The organism is Nocardia sp. NPDC057440, from assembly GCF_042802915.1.
GTDB lineage: Bacteria > Actinomycetota > Actinomycetes > Mycobacteriales > Mycobacteriaceae > Nocardia.
The window spans coordinates 271,047-290,181 of the sequence record NZ_JBHVDF010000003.1 but is presented as its reverse complement, the minus strand read 5'-3'; the positions used below and the strand labels follow the sequence as shown (position 1 = coordinate 290,181).

At 68.2% G+C, this 19,135-nt stretch carries 15 protein-coding genes and 1 pseudogene (1 of these 16 running past the window's edge); 10 read left to right on the top strand and 6 right to left on the bottom strand.

Annotated elements, in window-relative coordinates:
- The 3 genes and pseudogenes from ACFU4Z_RS07885 to ACFU4Z_RS07875 all read left to right on the top strand — a co-directional run.
- A pseudogene (locus ACFU4Z_RS07885) lies at nucleotides 1-1,478 on the top strand (PucR family transcriptional regulator); it begins 348 nt to the left of the window's first position.
- Between the two features lie 228 nt (nucleotides 1,479-1,706).
- A complete protein-coding gene (locus ACFU4Z_RS07880; protein WP_379060627.1) occupies nucleotides 1,707-2,543 on the top strand; it encodes an RNA polymerase sigma factor SigF in 837 nt (278 codons plus the stop codon).
- A gap of 29 nt (nucleotides 2,544-2,572) precedes the next feature.
- Nucleotides 2,573-3,244 (top strand): S1 family peptidase, encoded by a 672-nt coding sequence (locus ACFU4Z_RS07875; RefSeq protein ID WP_379060626.1) that lies wholly within the window; start codon nucleotides 2,573-2,575, stop codon nucleotides 3,242-3,244.
- Nucleotides 3,245-3,263: 19 nt separating this feature from the next.
- Here the strand turns inward: ACFU4Z_RS07875 and ACFU4Z_RS07870 are convergent, their stop codons facing one another.
- On the bottom strand, nucleotides 3,264-4,364 hold the full coding sequence (locus ACFU4Z_RS07870) for a glutamate--cysteine ligase (protein WP_379060625.1): 1,101 nt from the start codon (nucleotides 4,362-4,364) through the stop codon (nucleotides 3,264-3,266).
- A 427-nt stretch (nucleotides 4,365-4,791) separates the two neighbouring features.
- Here ACFU4Z_RS07870 and ACFU4Z_RS07865 point away from each other — a divergent pair, with 427 nt between their 5' ends.
- The gene (locus ACFU4Z_RS07865) at nucleotides 4,792-5,151 is read left to right on the top strand and encodes a hypothetical protein (protein WP_379060624.1); all 360 of its coding nucleotides are present in this window, start codon (nucleotides 4,792-4,794) and stop codon (nucleotides 5,149-5,151) included.
- A gap of 46 nt (nucleotides 5,152-5,197) precedes the next feature.
- A complete protein-coding gene (locus tag ACFU4Z_RS07860; RefSeq protein ID WP_379060623.1) occupies nucleotides 5,198-5,458 on the top strand; it encodes a glutaredoxin family protein in 261 nt (86 codons plus the stop codon).
- A 39-nt stretch (nucleotides 5,459-5,497) separates the two neighbouring features.
- Here the strand turns inward: ACFU4Z_RS07860 and ACFU4Z_RS07855 are convergent, their stop codons facing one another.
- On the bottom strand, nucleotides 5,498-6,280 hold the full coding sequence (locus tag ACFU4Z_RS07855; protein ID WP_379060622.1) for an IclR family transcriptional regulator: 783 nt from the start codon (nucleotides 6,278-6,280) through the stop codon (nucleotides 5,498-5,500).
- A gap of 87 nt (nucleotides 6,281-6,367) precedes the next feature.
- Between ACFU4Z_RS07855 and hutH the strand changes: the two genes are divergently transcribed.
- The 4 genes from hutH to ACFU4Z_RS07835 all read left to right on the top strand — a co-directional run bounded on the left by hutH (nucleotide 6,368) and on the right by ACFU4Z_RS07835 (nucleotide 12,421).
- Nucleotides 6,368-7,915: a histidine ammonia-lyase gene (hutH, locus tag ACFU4Z_RS07850; protein WP_379060621.1), complete on the top strand. Its 1,548-nt coding sequence runs from the start codon at nucleotides 6,368-6,370 to the stop codon at nucleotides 7,913-7,915.
- Nucleotides 7,916-8,108: 193 nt separating this feature from the next.
- Nucleotides 8,109-9,761, top strand: coding sequence for a urocanate hydratase (gene hutU, locus ACFU4Z_RS07845; protein WP_379060889.1), 1,653 nt, complete (start codon nucleotides 8,109-8,111; stop codon nucleotides 9,759-9,761).
- A 67-nt stretch (nucleotides 9,762-9,828) separates the two neighbouring features.
- On the top strand, nucleotides 9,829-11,028 hold the full coding sequence (locus ACFU4Z_RS07840; RefSeq protein WP_379060620.1) for an allantoate amidohydrolase: 1,200 nt from the start codon (nucleotides 9,829-9,831) through the stop codon (nucleotides 11,026-11,028).
- Between the two features lie 88 nt (nucleotides 11,029-11,116).
- Nucleotides 11,117-12,421, top strand: a complete 1,305-nt coding sequence (locus ACFU4Z_RS07835; RefSeq protein ID WP_379060619.1) for a formimidoylglutamate deiminase — start codon at nucleotides 11,117-11,119, stop codon at nucleotides 12,419-12,421.
- Nucleotides 12,422-12,582: 161 nt separating this feature from the next.
- Here the strand turns inward: ACFU4Z_RS07835 and ACFU4Z_RS07830 are convergent, their stop codons facing one another.
- Together ACFU4Z_RS07830 and ACFU4Z_RS07825 are read right to left on the bottom strand one after the other, a co-directional pair.
- On the bottom strand, nucleotides 12,583-13,485 hold the full coding sequence (locus tag ACFU4Z_RS07830; RefSeq protein WP_379060618.1) for a dienelactone hydrolase family protein: 903 nt from the start codon (nucleotides 13,483-13,485) through the stop codon (nucleotides 12,583-12,585).
- 69 nt (nucleotides 13,486-13,554) lie between these two features.
- Complete coding sequence (locus ACFU4Z_RS07825; protein ID WP_379060617.1) at nucleotides 13,555-13,986, bottom strand: MarR family winged helix-turn-helix transcriptional regulator; 432 nt, start codon at nucleotides 13,984-13,986, stop codon at nucleotides 13,555-13,557.
- An 84-nt stretch (nucleotides 13,987-14,070) separates the two neighbouring features.
- Here ACFU4Z_RS07825 and ACFU4Z_RS07820 point away from each other — a divergent pair, with 84 nt between their 5' ends.
- Nucleotides 14,071-15,888 (top strand): ABC transporter ATP-binding protein, encoded by a 1,818-nt coding sequence (locus ACFU4Z_RS07820; RefSeq protein WP_379060616.1) that lies wholly within the window; start codon nucleotides 14,071-14,073, stop codon nucleotides 15,886-15,888.
- Nucleotides 15,889-16,005: 117 nt separating this feature from the next.
- On the opposite strand, the gene ACFU4Z_RS07815 is transcribed toward ACFU4Z_RS07820, so the two are convergent.
- Nucleotides 16,006-17,013, bottom strand: a complete 1,008-nt coding sequence (locus tag ACFU4Z_RS07815) for a PQQ-dependent sugar dehydrogenase (RefSeq protein ID WP_379060615.1) — start codon at nucleotides 17,011-17,013, stop codon at nucleotides 16,006-16,008.
- 235 nt (nucleotides 17,014-17,248) lie between these two features.
- Nucleotides 17,249-19,117, bottom strand: a complete 1,869-nt coding sequence (locus ACFU4Z_RS07810) for a protein kinase (RefSeq protein ID WP_379060614.1) — start codon at nucleotides 19,115-19,117, stop codon at nucleotides 17,249-17,251.
- Between the last annotated feature and the right edge of the window lie 18 nt (nucleotides 19,118-19,135).

Here is a 19,135-nt window from a genome sequence, read left to right as displayed (position 1 = left end):
GGGGGGGGCGCGCGCCCGGGGGGGGGGGGGGGGGGGGGGGGGCGGGGGGGGCGGGCCCCCCCCCCCCCGCCCCCCCTCGACCGCGAGCGGTGCTTTCGAAGATCGCGCACGAGTCCGACGCCGTCCGCGCGGCGGCACACCGCGCCGGTGTGGCGCTGGTGGCCGTGCACCGGCAGGCGCGCTGGGATCAGGTCTTTCCGCTGGTTCGCCGGATGCTCGAGCGCGCGCGTTGGCAGCGATCGGCCACCGAGGCGCACGATCGCCTCGCCACCGACACCGATCTGTTCGGCCTGGCCCAGATCGTCGCGCAGAACGCGGGCGGCATGGTGTCCATCGAGGACCCGCACTCGAATGTGCTCGCCTACTCCGCCTCCAACGAGGCCGCCGACCAGTTGCGAATCCTGTCCATTCTCGGCCGCGAAGGACCGCGCGACTACCTGCGCATCCTGCAGAAGTGGGGAGTGTTCGACCAGTTGCGCCAGACCGACGAGGTCATCGATCTGCCCGCGCACGAAGAACTGGACATCAAACACCGGCTGGTGGTCAGTATTCGACGTCCCTCGGACGGAACCGCCGGTACACCAAGGGTTCTCGGCACGATCTGGCTCCAACAGGGTGACAAGCCTTTCAAGCCGGATGCCGCGGAGGTGCTGCGCGGCGCGTCGGCGATCGCCGCTCGCATCATCTCCCGCAGTCTCGACGCGCCTTCCACCGAAACATTGCTGATACAAAGGCTTTTCGGCGCACGCGGCAGCGGAGTCGATGTTCCCTCGGTGGCGAGCGCACTGAACATCCCGATGACCGGTCCCGCCGCGGTGGTCGGGTTCGCGCTCAACGACACCGCGCAGGCATCGACCGAATCCGCATCCGTGGCCAACGCACTGCGGTTGCACGCCAGCTCGTTTCGCCGCGACTCGCTCACCGCGGTACTCGGCGAACGGGTCTATGTCCTACTGCCGCACTATCAGTCGGTGCGTGCGGTGAATGCCTGGACGCGCCAACTGGTCGCGCAGTTCGAAACGAAGCGGTCGCTGGTGCTGCGCGCGGCCATCGCTATCCCCGTCGCCGATCTCACCCATGTGGCGAGCGCGCGAACCGAGGTCGACCGGGTCCTCGACAGCACGGCAACCACCTTTCCCAAGGGCCGGGTGACGACATTGGCCGAGTCCCGCACCGCGGTCCTGCTCGCCGAGATCCTCGACCTGGTCGGTGCGCGACCCGACCTGCACGACCCCCGCCTGCAAGCGCTGTTCGACTACGACCGCAAGCACGCCGCGAACCTGCAGGAAAGCGTCGAAACCTATCTCCGCGAACACGGCGATGTCCGCAACGCCGCCACGGCGCTCCAGGTGCACCCGAATACGCTGCGCTATCGCATACGCCGAGTCGAAGACATCGTCGGCGTCGACCTCTCCGACCCGGCCGACCGGCTGTTGCTCGAACTGCAGCTCGCGCTGCCACGCCGTACCGGCGCCTGATCACAGATATCAAGTCGCAGGGCCGTTCCGGGCTCGATAGCCATCAGCTACCTCCGAGTGAACGCCGGTGACTTCCAGCCGGATCCTATCCGATTCGATGCGGTATCGACGCAGGTCAAGCGCCGATTCCTGACCGTTCGACGATCGAGGTGGCGCTCGCCTCTTTTGATTCGCGGGTAACCGGGTACCCAAGAAGAATCGAATTCCGATGGGAACGAGGCAGACCGGATGATGGACGAGTCGACCACCGAACGGACCGAATCGCCGCGACGCACCCGCTGCGGCGACAGCTACGACGATATCGAGCCCTGGTTCGAGAAGTTGGCGGCGCTCGCCGCGACCGACCCGCACCACACCGCGCTACGCAACCACATCATCGACCTCGCCATGCCGCTGGCCGAGCACATCGCGCGCAAATTCTCCGGCCGCGGCGAACCCTTCGACGACCTGCTGCAGATCGCACGACTCGGGTTGGTGCAGTCGGTGGACCGTTTCGATGTGTCGCGCGGCAGCTCGTTCCTCGGGTTCGCGGTGCCGACCATTATGGGCGAGGTCCGCAGGCACTTCCGTGACCGCACCTGGTCGGCGCGGGTGCCGCGCCGGCTGAAGGAGATCCAGCTGAAGATCGGCCCGGCGACCGAGACGCTGTCGCACCGCCTCGGCCGCATGCCGAGCGCCCGCGAGATCGCCCAGGAACTCGACCTCGAGCTGGCGGAGGTCACCCAGGCACTGGTCGCGCGCAACGCCTATCGGGCGGACTCGCTCGACGCGGTGACCGCCGCCGACGGCGAGAACTCCCCGCTGCCCCTTGCGGACACCCTGGGCGCCGAAGAGCCCTGTTACGGCCTGATGGAGGACGCGATGGCCGTGCGTCCGCTGATAGCCGCCCTTCCGGAGCGGGAACAGCGGATACTGATCATGCGGTACTTCGAGTCGAAGACTCAGCAACAGATCGCCGATTTTCTCGGAGTCTCGCAGATGCAGGTGTCGCGCATCCTGGCCAGGACATTGACCAAGCTTCGTGAGCAAGCCTCGTATGATGAACACTTTTCACGTGCAGCGTGAGGAGAACGAACTTCCCATTCTGGAGGGACATGTTCACATTGATCAAGGCGGCCAACGCGGGCTTTGCCTTCGTTTCGGTCGCGGCCCTGGTCGGGACAGGTAGCGGCGCTGCGATCGCCGCACCGGCCGCGCCCCCTGTCGGCGGCGGTTCCGGCATCATCATCGACAATCGGTTCCAATGCACCGTGACCACCGTCGGTCACGACGCGGCGGGCAGGCTGGTCGGGCTCACGGCCGGGCATTGCGGTGAACCCGGTGCTCCGGTGATCGCCGAGGCGAACCCCAACTACGGCGTGGTCGGCCGGTTCGTACATTCCGATCATGACCTGGACTACGGCATCATCCAGTTCGACCAGGGCCGGATCACCCCTGTCAATCGGGTCGGGTCCGTCACCATCACCGATATCGGCGCTCCGGCCCAGTTCCCGATGGTGGTGTGCAAGAAGGGCCGCACCACCGGCAACACCTGCGGCGTCGCCTGGGGCGATGTCTTCGGGACCAACAGCGAGACCTGGACCCAGATGTGCGTGCTGGAGGGTGACTCCGGCGCACCGGTCGTCGTCGGCTCGACACTGGTCGGCATGGTCAACGCCTACCTGGCCGTCGGCTGCTTCGGCCCTGAGGTCGGCACCACCATGAGCGTGATCATGAACGACATCAATCGGCGCGGGGACACAGGCGCCGGGTTCATGCCCATCTGATCCGCGCGGTGTGCCGCTCCTAGCAGCCCTGCAGGGTCGCCTCGGTCAACTCGGCGATGACATCGTCGACGTCGTCACGTTCGCGAAAAGCGTTGAGCTGGCGCATCGCACCGTTGCCTCGGGCGAGAACGGCGGTGATCGATTCGGCGACGAGCTCGCGTTCACCCAGCTCCTCCAGTGCGGGTTCGACGTGCTCGATGAGCTTGGCGAGCTGCTCGACGGCCGGCCGCACGCGACCGTCCACCGGGTCGACGCTGTCTCCGTCGATGCCGCTGCGCGCGGCCTTCCAATACGCCGCGCGCAGCACTTCGGCTGTCACCGGAGGAGCATTCCGCCCCTGCGCCAAGGACTTTCGCGCCATGAGAACGGTGGCCCGGACCAAGGTCGCGAGCAGCGCGGTCTCCTCGACCGTGGCAGGCACGTCGCTGACGCGGATCTCGACAGTGGGAAACGACATCGACGGGCGGACATCCCAATAGACCATCTTCTCGTCGAAGATGCTGCCGCTGGAGAGCATCATCGCCACCATGGCGTCGTAGTCGCGCACCGATCCGAAATAGGGCGGCGGTCCCGCGCTCGGCCAGCGTCGCCACAGGATGCTGCGCCAGCTGGCGTAACCGGTGTCGGTCCCGCGGTAGATCGCGGAGTTCGCGGTGAGCGCGAGGAACAGCGGTAACCACGGCCGCAGGAAATTGCTGACCTGCAGGGCGACCTCGCGGTTGGGAACCCCGACATGCACATGGCACCCGCACAGCCCCTGCTCATGGGCGAGCATGCCGAAGTCCACGGACATCCGCCGATAGCGCGGCGTGTCGGTGATCGGAAACTGCTGCGGCACGGTCGGCGGAATAGCCACCGCGAGCAGTCGGGCATCGTTCTTCTCAGCGCACGACGCAATGCCTCTGCGCAGGTCACGCAGCTCGTCGCGCAGCGCGGTCGCGCTGGTGTGCACCGCCGTGCTCGTCTCCACCTGACAGCGGGTGAGTTCCAGCTGCAGGCCGAACCCGAGCTCTGCCGCCGTCTGCGCTACCTCCACGTTCTTCGGAGCGGGCGCACCGGTGCGCGGATCCGCAAGGAGAAACTCCTCCTCGACACCGAAGGTTGCCGAGTCTGCGTCCATATCCGCAGGTTACCCCTGCCAGCATGGCAAACGTCGGCGTTTGTCAGGTGGTGAATTCATTCCGCCGCCATCGAGCGGGTGGTCCGAGGGCTGCCGGTGTTCATCGTGGGTTGGTCGCCCGCGTCTAGCTTCGGTGGGTAGGCCCAGCGTCCGGGTACGGCCAGCAGTTCGGTGGCGGTCACGTTGTTCGATCCGGTGCCAACCCTTGATCTGTTCGCAGTCCGGCGCGCCGAGGACACCAGCACTCACCGCTGCGACTGCGCATCGACGAGTTCGAATTCCCCATCGCCGCCCAGGTTTCCGAGCGCACCGCGACCCTCACGCCGAACCAGCCCGGCCTTGCGGGTCGGGCGAGACGCGACCGTCGGTGTTTCTCGTGTACTACGCTTTTCGAGTCGCCGTCTCTTTGTGGGGACAGTTGGGTGACGTGCAGCTTCACGAGGGCAGGGGCGGAATGAAGCCGTGGGTACGCAGTAAGCAACTTCCAGGCGAAATCGCGGGCTCGCTCGTGTACGGCGCGCCCTACGAGACCGCGGAAGGGGCGACGGTCATCACCGTCACCCGCATCGGGGGCATCCTGCGGCCGACCGCAAGACCGGTCGGAGTGTTCGCCATTCACAACGGAAAGACCTCGTGGACGCCGACCATCGACGGCACCCGGATAGCCATGCTCGGCGAGTCGATCGGCCTGCTTTCGGCGGTGATCGCCACTCTCGCAGTGCTCCGCCGTCCACCGTGGCCGGACCTGTCGCGGGGCGCGCTGCGTGACCTACGGCGACGACAGTAGCGGCGTGGTCGCGCAATAGGACTCCCGAATCCGAAAGGATGGTGCTATGTCCCCGTATTCCGCTCCGGGCCACCCCATCGACATCTATTGGCGACGGTGGTGCCCCTACTGCCGGCGTCTCGGCGTCGGGCTGCGGCTGGCAGGCATCCCGTTCCGCAAGATCGACGTCAACCGCGACCAGGAAGCAGCTGCCCAATTGCGCGCCCTCACCGGCGGCGACGAAGTAACTCCGACGACGGTCATCAACGGCAATGTCCTGATCAACCCCGATGTCGCCGCGATTCGCGCGGCATTGGCGCAGGACTGAGCGACGGGTGTTCGGCTGGAGCGGAGGTGAGGCCGCCGCCTACTCGACACGTCCGCCGATGCGGCGGGTGAGATCGTCTGCGGTGCGGTGGACTTGGGTGGCCAGGACAGACCAGTCGGCGTCGCAAGGCTGTCGCGTGCAGTGATGACGCAGGGTCACGCTGATCGCGGCGATCGGGCGGTGATCGTAGTCGAAGACGGCGTAGGCCACGGAGGCGAAACCGACGGTCACATGGCCGTCCTCGCTGGCCCAGCCGCGGCGGCGTTCCTCGGCGAGGACGGTGCGCAGCCGCGCGAGGGAGGCCGGTCCGCGGTCGGTGCGGCGCACGAATGCCGCGGCGTTGGGGAAAAGGGCTCGGACATGCGTGGCAGGCAGGTGCGCCAGGATTGCTCGCCCGGAGGCGGTCAGGTGGGCGGGCAGCCGGACACCGACATCGGTCACCAAGGTTTCCGGACGGGCGGGTCGCTCCTTGATCAGATACAGCAGTTCGTTGCCGTGCAGCACGCCGAGGTGCGCGTTGTGCCCGACGCGTTCGACCAGTTCGCGCAGCAACGGCCGGGCCAGTCGTTCGAGAGGGTCGTGGCGTAGATACGCCGACCCGAGCTCGAATGCCGCGATGCCGAGGCCGTAGCGTCGTTCGGCAGGCAGGCGGGTGACGAATCGGGTCTGCTCGAGTTCCGCGAGCAGGTGGTAAGTGGTGGAGCGGGGCAGGTCGAGCTCGCGGGCGATGGTGGAGGCGGACACCGGCCCGGCCCGGCCGGCCATCAACCGCAGGATCGCCAGTCCGCGTCGCAATGCCGGGATGTCGCTACTCGGACCCATGCCCACTTCCTCGGATTGTCTCGGATTTCAGACAAAACCTGGCCGCGCCTCATTCTCCACCAGTGCCGCGCCCTGTGGAATGGGCATATGCCGGATACCACGCAATTACCGACGGTCGAGTTGGACGGGCCGTTGACCATGGAGCGGGTCGTCGCCGTCGCGCGTCTCGGTGCGAAGGTCCGATTCAGCGAGGCCGCCGAGAAACGCCTGACCTCGGCGCGCCAGCACGTCGATGCGCTGGCCGCGGGGAGCGTCCCGACCTACGGCGTGTCCACCGGCTTCGGCGCGCTCGCGACCCGCCACATTCCGCCGGAGAGCCGTGCCGCACTGCAGCGATCACTGATCCGCTCGCACGCCGCGGGCGCGGGCCCCGCGGTCGAGCCGGAGGTGGTGCGCGCCATGATGCTGCTGCGACTGCGCACCCTGGCCACCGGGCACACCGGTGTGCGGCCGGAAACCGCGGTCACCCTGGCCGCGATGATCAACGCGGGCATCACCCCGATCGTGCATGAATTCGGCTCCCTCGGCTGCTCCGGCGACCTCGCGCCGCTGGCCGCGGTCGCACTGGCCCTGATGGGGGAGGGCGAAGTCGTCGATTCCGCCGGCGCCGTTGTCTCGGCGGCAGCGGCGTTACGCGGCAACGGAATCGAGCCTGTCGTCCTCGCCGAGAAAGAGGGCCTCGCGCTCACCAACGGCACCGACGGCATGCTCGGCATGCTGGTCCTCGCACTCGACGACCTGCACCGCCTGCTCGACATCGCCGACCTGACGGCCGCGATGAGCGTGGAGGCATTACTCGGCACCGACCGAGTGTTCGCCGAGGACCTGCAGGCACTGCGCCCGCACCCTGGTCAAGCGTGCTCGGCGCGGCGCATCCTGGCCGCCCTTGCCGGTTCCGAGATCGTGGCCAGCCATCGCGGCCCCGAGTGCAACCGTGTGCAAGACGCCTACTCGCTGCGCTGTGCCCCACAAGTGCACGGCGCCGCGCGCGACACCGTCAGCCACGCGGCGACGGTCGCCGAGCGCGAGTTGGCCTCCGCCATCGACAATCCGGTCGTGCTCGCCGACGGTCGGCTGGAATCCAACGGAAATTTCCACGGCGCCCCGATCGCCTACGTCCTGGACTTCCTCGCCATCCCGGTCGCCGACGTGGCGAGCATGTCTGAGCGCCGCACCGATCGGATGCTGGATGTCGCCCGCTCCCATGGCCTTCCGGCGTTCCTGGCCGCCGACCCCGGCGTCGACTCCGGTCACATGATCGCCCAGTACACCCAGGCGGGCATCGTCAGCGAACTCAAGCGGCTCGCCGCACCCGCATCGGTCGACTCGATCCCCAGCAGCGCCATGCAGGAGGACCATGTCTCGATGGGCTGGTCGGCGGCACGCAAGCTGCGCAGGGCGGTAGCGGGACTGACCTCGGTCCTCGCGGTGGAATACCTCACCGCCGCACGCGCACTCGACTTCCGCGCCCCTTTACGTCCCGCCCCGGCCACCGCCGCGGCCCTCGCCTTGCTGCGCACCAAGGTCGGCGGCCCTGGTCCCGACCGCCACCTGGCCCCCGAGATCGCCGCGGCGACAGATCTCATCACCTCTGGCGAACTGCTGCGCGAGATAGCCCCCCACCTGGGGTCATAACCCGATTCCCTCCGCAAGGGAGACAGCTCATGGCACAACCTCTCCGCACCAAGAGCTCGACCAGCCCACGCCACCCGTCCACCCGCTCGCCGTGCTCGATCGGTTTTCGCGAGGTAGGCGGCACCCTTTCGGGGGGCCTTCGTGACGTGTGCCGCAGCAATGCGCCACTCGACCGTGGCAGGAGGGGGTTGTGATGGGCCGCGTAGTGCGGGCGGCTCGGGGGACCGGGTTGAGCGCACGGAATTGGCAGGCCGAGGCGGCGTTGCGGATGCTGCACAACAACGTGGATCCGGAGGTGGCCGAGCGGCCGCAGGACCTGGTTGTGTACGGCGGAACCGGAAAGGCGGCTCGGGACTGGGCCAGTTTCGATGCGATCAGCCGATGCCTGCGGACGCTCGATGCCGACGAGACGCTGCTGGTGCAGTCGGGGAAGCCGGTGGGGGTATTCCGGACCAACGAGTGGGCGCCGCGGGTGCTGATCGCCAACTCGAATCTGGTGGGCGACTGGGCGAATTGGCCGGAGTTCCGCAGGCTGGAGGCGCTCGGTCTGACCATGTACGGGCAGATGACCGCAGGCTCGTGGATCTACATCGGCACGCAGGGCATCCTGCAGGGCACCTACGAGACCTTCGCCGCCGTGGCGGACAAGCGATTCGGCGGCAGCCTCGCGGGCACCCTCACCTTGACGGCCGGGCTCGGCGGCATGGGCGGCGCGCAGCCGCTGGCGATCACCATGAACGGTGGTGTGGCACTGGTGGTCGAATGTGATCCGGCCCGCGCGCAGCGTCGGGTGCACGACCGCTACCTCGACGAGATCGCCGACGGTTTCGACGATGCGGTGGCCAGGGTCTCGGCCGCGCGCGCACAGCGAAAGGCGTTGTCGGTCGGACTGATCGGCAATGCCGCCGAGGTGCTGCCGAAACTGCTGGAAGCCGGTCTCGAGGCCGACATCGTCACCGACCAGACCTCCGCTCACGACCCGCTTGCCTACCTGCCACGCGGCGTCGACCTCGACGACTGGTCGGACTACGCGGCGCAGAAGCCGGACGAATTCACCGATCGGGCTCGGGAATCCATGGCCGAACACGTCGACGCCATGCTCGGGTTCCTCGATCGCGGCGCGGAAGTCTTCGATTACGGCAACTCGCTGCGCGGCGAGGCGAAGCTCGGCGGGTGCGATCGGGCCTTCGACTATCCCGGGTTCGTGCCCGCCTATATCCGTCCCCTGTTCTGCGAGGGCAAGGGGCCGTTCCGGTGGGTCGCGCTGTCGGGGAACCCGGAGGACATCGTCGCGACCGACCGCGCGATCCTGGATCTGTTCCCCGGCAACGAATCACTGCGCCGGTGGATCACTCTCGCCGGGGAACGCGTTGCCTTCCAAGGACTTCCGGCGCGTATCTGCTGGCTCGGCTACGGCGAGCGACACCTGGCCGGGCTGCGCTTCAACGAGATGGTGGCCAGCGGCGAATTGCGCGCGCCCGTCGTGATCGGGCGTGACCACTTGGACTCAGGCAGCGTCGCGTCCCCTTATCGCGAGACCGAGTCGATGGCCGACGGATCCGACGCCATCGCCGACTGGCCACTGCTCAATGCCCTTGTCAACACCGCCTCCGGTGCCAGCTGGGTATCCATCCACCACGGCGGCGGCGTCGGGATGGGCCGTTCCATTCACGCCGGACAGGTCTGCGTGGCCGACGGGACCGCGCTGGCCGCGCAGAAGATCGAGCGCGTATTGACCAACGATCCGGGCATGGGCGTCATCCGGCATGTGGACGCTGGATACGAGCGCGCCGGTGCGGTCGCCACCGAACGCGGGGTCCGGATTCCGATGCAGGAGGGTAAGTGATTGCAGAACAGGTAGTCTCGTGTGCCCTGACGGGCGATGTTCGGCGTCGGCCGGCGGGCGCACGGGCATGAGCGCGGATCGACTGTTGCGCGAGATCGCCGATGTCGGCCGTGACGCCAGCCGCGGCGGCTATTCGCGGCATGTGTTCGACGATGCGGAATTGACACTGCGCCAGTGGTTTATCGAGCAGGCCGGAATGCGCGGGCTCGCGGTGCGCACAGATCGCAACGGCAATATCTGGGCGTGGTGGGGACGGCCGCAGCGGGGTGCTGTCGTCACAGGCAGTCACCTCGATTCGGTTCCGGGCGGTGGTGCGTTCGACGGTCCGCTCGGCGTCGCGAGTGCGATCGCCGCGGTAGATTTACTGCGCGCCAAGGGTTTCACGCCGACCAAGCCCATCGCGCTGCTGGTGTTCGCGGAGGAGGAGGGCGGCCGGTTCGCCGTGCCGTGCCTCGGCTCCCGGCTGTTGACCGGAGCGCTCGACGCCGACCGTGCCAGGGGGTTGCGCGACACCTCGGGAATCACCCTCGCCGAAGCCGCCGCCAAGGCCGGGCACGACCCGGGGCGTTTCGGTGCCGACCACGAATCACTCGCCATGATCGGCTGTTTCATCGAGCTCCACGTGGAGCAGGGGCGCGGCCTCATCGACATGGACAGCCCGGTCGCCACCGGCAGCTCCATCATCGCGCACGGCCGCTACCGATTCTCCTTCTCCGGACAGGGCAATCACGCGGGAGCGACACTGATCGCGGACCGCCACGATCCCATGCTGCCCGCCGCCGCGGTGATCGCCGCCGCCCGTCGTGTCGCCGCCGCAACCAGCGACGCCAGAGCGACCGTGGGGCGACTCGTCCCGGTTCCCGGCGGCACCAATGTGATCGCCTCCACCGTCGATCTCTGGCTCGACGCCCGAGTGCCGGGTGCGGGCCGCACCGCCGCCCTCGTCGACGACATCGCGGAAATCGCGCGCATCGCGGCCGCCGAAGAGGGTTGTACGGTGACCGTCACCGGGGAGTCCTATTCGGACGATGTGGTTTTCGACGAACCGCTGCGTCGCAGGATGGACGGGGTACTCGGGGGCGTCCCCGCGTTGCCCACCGGAGCGGGACATGACGCGGGGATCCTCGCGGCACACGTTCCCACCGGAATGCTCTATGTGCGCAACCCGACCGGCATCAGCCATGCCCCGGAAGAACACGCGGAACCGATCGACGTGGATTTCGGTGCGGTGAGCCTTGCGCACGTGCTCGAGGAATTGGCCGGATGAGCGGGTGCGGGACCGGATATTGGTGCCAGGCGGGCGATGTCGCCGTCATGGCGTCGCCGGTGCCCGTTGCGCGAGAGGAGCCGATCGGATGAGCGTGTATTGGGCCGAGTACGCGTGGTTGCCGCGCGGTCTCGCGGAGTCGGTGTCCATCGAGGTCGACGGTGCGGTGATCCGCTCGGTGGCGATCGGCGCCGAGCGGTCGGGGAAAATGCTGGCGGGGTTGACAATTCCCGGATTCGCCAATGCGCATTCGCACGCCTTCCACCGGGTGTTGCGTGGGCGCACCCACCATGATCGCGGCACCTTCTGGACGTGGCGGGAACGGATGTATGCCGTTGCCGCGCGGCTGGATCCCGATTCGTATTACCGGCTGGCGCGCGGGGTGTACGCCGAGATGGTGCTCGCGGGGTACACCAGTGTCGGCGAGTTCCATTACCTGCATCACGGGCCGGACGGCGCGCGCTACGACGATCCGAACGCGATGAGCGCGGCCTTGGCCGCCGCCGCCGCGGATGCCGGTATCCGACTCACTCTGCTCGACACCTGTTATCTGTCGGGCGGATTCGGCTGGAAGCTCGACGAACATCAGCGGCGGTTCAGCGACGGCGACGTCGGCGCCTGGGCCGAGCGCGCCGCCGCCTTCACACCGACGACGGACCTCGTGCGCACCGGAGTGGCCGCGCACTCGGTGCGGGCGGTGCCGCCTGCGGCGCTGGGGGTGGTCGCGCAACAGGCAGCGGGCAGGCCGGTACACGTCCACCTGTCCGAACAACCCGCGGAGAATCGCGATTGCCTCGCCGCGCACGGACGCACCCCGACCGCGCTGCTCGCGGCGACCGGGATGCTCGGACCTCGGACGACCGCCGTGCACGCGACACATGTGACGGAGGCGGATATCCGGCTGCTCGCCGGAATGCGTGCGGGCGTGTGCTTCTGTCCGACCACCGAACGCGATCTCGGCGACGGCATCGGTCCCGGGCGGGCGCTTGCCGACGCCGGTGTGCGGCTGTGCCTCGGCAGCGACAGTCACGCGGTGGTGGACGCCTTCGAGGAATGGCGGGCGCTCGAGCTGAACGAACGCTTGGCCAGCCGATCGCGCGGGCGTTTCGCGCCGGGGCAGTTGTACAGCGCGGCAACAGATCACGGCTCGATCGGCTGGCCGGAGGTCGGGCGAATCGAAGCGGGCGCGGCAGCGGACCTGGTGACCGTCGACCTCGACTCGGTCCGCACCGCGGGCGCCGACCCCGCCGCCGCGCTGTACGCAGCCACCGCAAGCGATGTGCGCGAGGTTCTGGTGGCGGGCGAGGCCGTTGTCTCCGAGCACCGGCATCTGCGGGTGGAGTCTCCGGAAACGGTACTGCGAGAAGAGATAGCGGCGTTGTTGCGAGCGTGATCGGCGGCGGTGTCAGAAGGCAACCCGCCCTGCCCAACAGCCGAGCACCGGCGCGTACGTCGAGTGCACGGACCAGATCACCTACGTGGGTGACCCGCGTTCGAACGCGGAAATCACTGTGCTCGGTGAGCGGACAGGGCGCCTCCGACCACTCGGCCGTCTTATCCGAGCCACGCCGCGTACCAATCCACCACCCGCCGCCACGCCTCGTTCGCCGCGGCCGGGTTGTACCTCGGGCCGGTGTCGTTGAAGAACGCGTGATCGGCGTCCGGTGCCACGAATACCTCGAAAGGCAGGTCAGCGCGGTGGAGCGCCGCTTCCGCACCGGGCCGTGACGCGTCGATGCGGGCGTCGAGCGCGGCGTAGACGGCCAGCACCGCGGCCTTCGACCCCGAGAGGTCCCCGTCGTCGGGGAAGGGGCCGTAGAAGGGGGTGGCCGCGGCCAGCTTCGGGGTGCCGGACGTCAGCAGCAACCACACCAGGCCGCCGCCGAAGCAGAAGCCGGTGGCGCCGATTTTCTTATCCGGCGCTCGCCGTTCGAGTTCGTCGATCCCGGCACGCAGGTCGGCGACCAACTGGTCCTGCGGGATCTTGCTGAGTGCGGCGGTGGCGGCGGCGGGGTCGGTGAAGGTCGCGGTGCCGCCTTCCTCGGAGAGCAGGTCGACGGCAAGCGCGGAATACCCGACGCCCGCGAATCGTCCTGCCACCGAACGTATGTGGTCGGTGAGGCCCTTGTTCTCATGGATGACCAGTACCGTGCCGCGCGGCCGCGCCGCCGCCGCCCATGCGCCCTGTAACTCGCGACCGTCGGGGCCGGAGAACGTCACGGCTGTGGTGGGTACCGCGGTGCTCATCCCCGGCGGCTCCGGTGCCGCCGAACCGTTCGTCGATGGCACCCGATCGGCAGGTTGGCCATCGTTCGAGCATGCGGCAAGCAACGCGGCCGCCGTGGTCGTGCCCACGCCGAGCAGTCCGAGCCTGCGCAGCGCCTCGCGACGGGTCAGCAACCCGTCGGCATGGTCGGCAGCGATTTCTTCGACGATATAGCGCTGCAGCGGCGTCATGAACAAAGCCTAGGACCGAAGTCCGTATGCGCGCGCGTCTTTCTGCGATCGTTCGGTGGTACCGGCCCGCTAGCAGCGATCGCCCGTGTCGAGAGTGGCCAGCAGGTGGCGGAGGGTTTCGCGTTCGTCGGGCGAGAGCGCGGAGAACAGTTCTTCGGCGGCCGCGCGGCGGGCCGCGGACATCCGGGACAGGGCGGCGCGGCCGGCATCGGTGAGGGTGACCAGGGTGGACCGACGGTTGGACGGGTCGTGCGCGCGGGCGACAAGGCCGGCGGACTCGAGGGCATCGACGACCGTGGTGGCCGAGCGAGGGACGATATCGAGCCGTTCGGCGAGCCCGGCCATCCGTAGCGGCTCGCTGTCCCGGGCGATGATGCGCAGCGCGCGGGCTTGGGCGGGGGTCAGACCGAGTGGTGCGAGGCGGGCCGACTGGTTGCGGCGGATTCGCTTGGCGGCGCGCAGGAACAGCTCGGGCAGGTCACTCTCGGGAGCGGTATCCACAAAGCTGAGCATAACTCATTGTTCAATGGAATAATTGTGAGCCATGCTCAGTTCTATGGGTAGTTTCCGCGAAAGGAGGCGCCTATGCAGCCCCCACCCTCTCAACTCGGTCGGATCGTCCGGCTGTTCCGGCCCTATCGGGCCCGTTTAGCGCTGGTCGCCGCGCTGGTCGGCCTGTCGTCGGTCGTCTCGCTCGCCTCGCCGTTCATGCTGCGCGGTGTCCTCGATGAGGCGCTGCCCAACGGCCGCACCGGCCTGCTGACCCTCCTGGCCGCAGGAATGGTCGCGGTGGCGGCCACGACCAGTGTTTTCGGCGTGCTCCAGACCTATATCTCCACCGCCGTCGGACAGAACGTCATGCACGACCTGCGGTCCGCGGTGTATGCCCGGCTGCAGCGCATGCCGCTGTCGTTCTTCACCGCGACCCGCACCGGCGAGGTGCAGTCCAGGATCGCCAACGACATCGGCGGCATGCAGTCGACGGTCACCTCGACCGCGACCTCGCTGGTCTCCAACTTCACCACCGTCGTCGCCTCGATCATCGCCATGATCGCGCTCGACTGGCGGCTGACCGCGGTGTCGCTGATCATGCTGCCGTTCTTCGTCTGGGTGAGTCGCCGTGTCGGCAACGAGCGCAGGAAGATCACCGCGCAGCGACAGCAGAAGCTCGCGGGCATGTCGGCGATCGTGGAGGAATCGCTCTCGGTGAGCGGCATTCTGCTCGGCCGCACCATGGGCCGTTCGCCCGCGCTGATCGACAACTTCGCGACGGAGTCACGCGGACTCGTCGACTTGGAGATCCGCTCGGGTATGGCCGGTCGCTGGCGACAGTCGACGATCCAGATCGTCATGTCGGCGATGCCCGCCATCGTGTACTGGGCCGCCGGACTGACCGTCGCGACCGGGCATCCCCTGGTGTCGATCGGCACGCTGGTCGCCTTCACCACCCTGCAGAGCAGCTTGCTGCGGCCGATGGTGCAGTTGCTGTACACCGGTGTCGAGGTGCAGAGCTCGCTGGCATTGTTCGGTCGCATCTTCGAGTACCTGGATCTGAAGCCCGACATCGAGGAGCCGCGGCGGCCGCTGCCGCTACCGAAAGCCGAGGGGGAGGTTCGATTCGAGCACGTCGGCTTCTCCTACGGGTCCGGCACCCGGAATGTGCTGAGCGACATCGACATCACGGTGCCTGCCGGTGCCAGCCTGGCCGTGGTCGGCGAGACGGGTTCCGGCAAGACGACCCTCGGGTATCTCGTCGCACGGTTGTACGATGCCACCGCGGGACGGGTCACGATCGACGGAACAGATGTGCGCGACCTGTCTTTCGCGGACATCGCCGGCGCTGTCGGCGTGGTATCCCAGGAGACCTACCTGTTCCACGCCTCGGTCGCCGACAATCTGCGCTTCGCCAAACCCGATGCCACGGACAAGGAATTGCACGCCGCCGCACAGGCCGCACAGATCCACGACCACATCGCGAGCCTGCCCGACGGATACGACACGATGGTCGGCGAGCGCGGCTACCGGTTCTCCGGCGGCGAGAAACAGCGCCTCGCGGTCGCCAGGGTCATCCTGCGCAATCCGCCGATCCTGCTGCTGGACGAGGCGACCAGCGCGCTGGACACGCGAACCGAACGTGAAGTCCAGACCGCGATCGATGCCCTGTCGGAAGGCCGCACCACCATCACCATCGCCCACCGCCTGTCCACCATTCGAGACGCGGACCAGATCGTGGTCCTCGACCACGGCCGGATCGCCGAACGCGGAACACATCGGCAGCTGGTGGAATCGAACGGCCGCTACGCCGAACTCCTCGCCCGCGACACGACATTCGACGCCGAACGGGAGCTGTCCGCGACGGAACTCGAATTGCTCGGTACACCAGTAGTCTTCGACAAGGCGTGACAAACGGAGAAAGGATTCCCGCCGCGATGCTGTGGGGTCGAGGTCGGGATCGGTAACGATGACGACCTCCCGTGACCGTCCCGGACTCGGCGAGTTCCACAGCGCGGGCAGCCTCGCTCAGCGTGCGGGGAAGCGGATGATCCGGTCGTCGCCGGCGCGGATATCACCACGTCCGTCGGTATTGGACGTGGTGAGCCACAGCGCGCCGTCCGGTGCGATCGCGACCGTGCGCAAGCGGCCGTGGTCTTCGAGCTGCGCCGCGGGCTCGCTCGCCACGCCGTTGTGCAGCATTGCGGTCCACAGTCTTTCACCGCGCAGCGCCGCGACGTAGAGGGTGTCGGCGGCGATGGCGATGCCCGACGGCGACGCGACCGACGGCGCCCAGACAAGCTGCGGGTCGGTGAATCCGCGGTCGGCGCCGCCCCTGCCTTCGACCAGCGGCCAGTCGTAATTGCGGCCCGGCTCGATCCGATTGATCTCGTCGAAGGCGTTCGGCCCGAACTCGGCGGCGAATAGTCGGCCCGCGCGATCCCAGGCCAGGCCCTGCACATTGCGATGGCCGAGGCTGTACACCGGCGAGCCTGGGCTCGGATTCCCCGGCGCGGGGTCGCCCTCGGGTGTGAGCCGCAGAATCTTGCCATTCGGGCTCGCGGGATCCTGCGACCGCGCGCTCTGTCCCGCGTCACCGGTGCCGACGTACAACATGCCGTCCGGGCCGAACGCGATCCGGCCACCATCGTGGTTGGCGGCCTTCGCGATCCCGTCGAAGATCACCTCGGGCGTCCCGTCGAGCCGGAACCGGACGATCCGGTTGTCGGCATCGGCGGTGAAATACGCGTACACGTAACCGTTTTCGGCATACTGCGGCGAGACGGCCAAGCCGAGCAGGCCCCCTTCGCCACGCGCGGCGACACCGGGAACCTCGTACACCTGCTGGAGTGCCCGGCCCGGGGAAACCCGCAGGATCTGTCCGCTGTCGCGCTCGGCGACCAGTGCGTCGCCGCCGGGCAGAAAAGCCAGCCCCCAGGGGACTTGGATGTCGCGAGCGACTTCTTCCCCCGCGGTCAGGTCGGGAACACCGGCCGGGTTGCTGCCGGTCACGGCGGTGGCGGTGCTGGCAGACACATTCGGCTCGGAACCGTTGCCGCAGGCCGATATCACACTCGCGACCAGAACCGTGATGGCCGTGACGCCGAGCCGCCCGCGCGCTCGGTGGCCGGATGCTCGGGCCGAGATGTGAGTTCTACGGATGGCCATGAACCAGGGTTGCATGGTTACGTTCTGCACGAACATCATGTGGACAGATCGTGCGAAATCTGTGGTTCGGCCCGACTCCGTGCAGACAACGGCCGACGCGCCGTCAGCCGTTCTTGCGCAGCACCCCGGTGATCGGGCCGAGTACTCCGGGCATGCTGTAGGACAGCGATCCGTCCGGTTGGAGTGTCACTGTCGAGATCGAGCCGTTGTCCAAACATCCGGCGGGGCTGTCGACCAGCCTCGCCACCAAGGTGATTTCGGTGGCTGTCACCGTTTTCAACCGTTCGGCCCGCGAGCACTTCTGGCCGGCCAGCGACGAGGTGTTCGACGCCTTGGCTACTTCGTCGCCGATCTTTCCTTCCTGGATCGTCAGGTCGATAGTGAACGAAGCGAGGATGTCCCTGGCGGACCCGGTCCAATGACCGACGAACGCCGCGGGCACGCTGCCCGGGGTATCGGCGGCAGTGGTGCTAGCCGTCGCAGAGGTTGTGATTTCCGGCGTGGATGAAGGCGCGGCGGTGCTGACCGCGACCGAGGTGTCGGTAGCCGCGGACGTGCCGGGTGATTCGTCCTTCAGCTGGCCGCCGATGACGAACGCGCCGACGGCAATGGCCGCGGCGGCCACCAGAACACCGGCGATCAGCCCGACCCGACGGCCTGTGGACTTGCGGGGCGGCTGTGCATTGTCGGAACGAGTCGGTCGCTGCGCGCCGTGAACCGGCATGGGCGGCGGTTCGGATCGGTCCGCGTGCGGATCGTTCCACTGCCCGGAGGCCCCGGGCCGCTCCGTCCCGGCGGTGTAGGACCGGGTGCCCTGGTGCCAGGTCTGATCCGGCGGTTGCGCCCCGTAGGACGGCGCGCCCTGCTGCCGTATCTGGTCTGTCGGCTGCGGCCGGTTCCCATAAGTCGGAGTGCCTTGCTGACCGTATGGGGGCGCGCCGCGCTGACCGGATCCGAAGGGCGGTGCCGCGTGCGGATCGGACTGTGCAGGAGACGAGTAGTTCAGCGCCTGCCGGGAGATCGTCGGAGCGGAGCGCGACGGATCGGGGACCTGTCCGCGCAGCTCGTCCGGTACTCGAACGGGGCCGGAATCCAGGTCCAGCAGCTGCACCGCGCGCCTGCTGACTTCCTCGAGCACCGGTGCGGGCAGCCAGCCCGCGCGTTGGGGCACGCCGAGGTCGAGCAGCGCGGCATGCAACTGCTGGGGCGTCGGGCGTGCGGCCTCGTCTTTGGCCAGGCAGGCCGCGACCAACGGGCGCAGCCGCGGTGGCACGCCGTCGAGCTGTGGCTCCTCATACACCACGCGAAACAGCATCTGGACCGTCTCGCCGACACCGAACGGCCCATGCCCGGTCGCCGCGAACACCAGCACACCGCCGAGTGCGAAGACATCGCCCGCCGGACCGACCGGCTTGCCGAGCACCTGCTCCGGGCACATGAAGCTCGGTGAGCCGATGACGCTTCCCGTGGTGGTGAGCGCACTGTCCTCGACCGCACGGGCGATGCCGAAGTCGATCACCTTGGGGCCGTCGATGGCGAGCAGCACATTGGACGGCTTGAGATCGCGGTGCACCACCCCGGCCTCGTGCACCGCGATCAACGCCTCGGTCAAGCCGTGCGCGAGCACCAGCAGCGGGTTCTCGGTAAACGTGCCGAACTGCTCGACCGCCTCGGTCAGCGAGAATCCGGCCACGTAGCCCGTTGCCAGCCACGGCGGGTCGGCGTCGACGTCCGCGTCGAGCACCGCGGCGGTGAACTGCCCGCCCACGCGCCGTGCCGCGGTCACCTCGCGGCGGAAACGCTCGCGGAACTGCGTATCGCCGATGAGATCCGGCCGGATGACCTTCACCGCGACCGTGCGGCCACCCGAACTGCGCCCGAGGTACACCCGGCCCATCCCGCCCGAGCCGAGCAGGCCGAGCAGCCGGTAGTCGCCGATCCTCGCCGGATCGTCCATGTCAAGCGGTCGCATCGCGACGTCGGTTTCCCT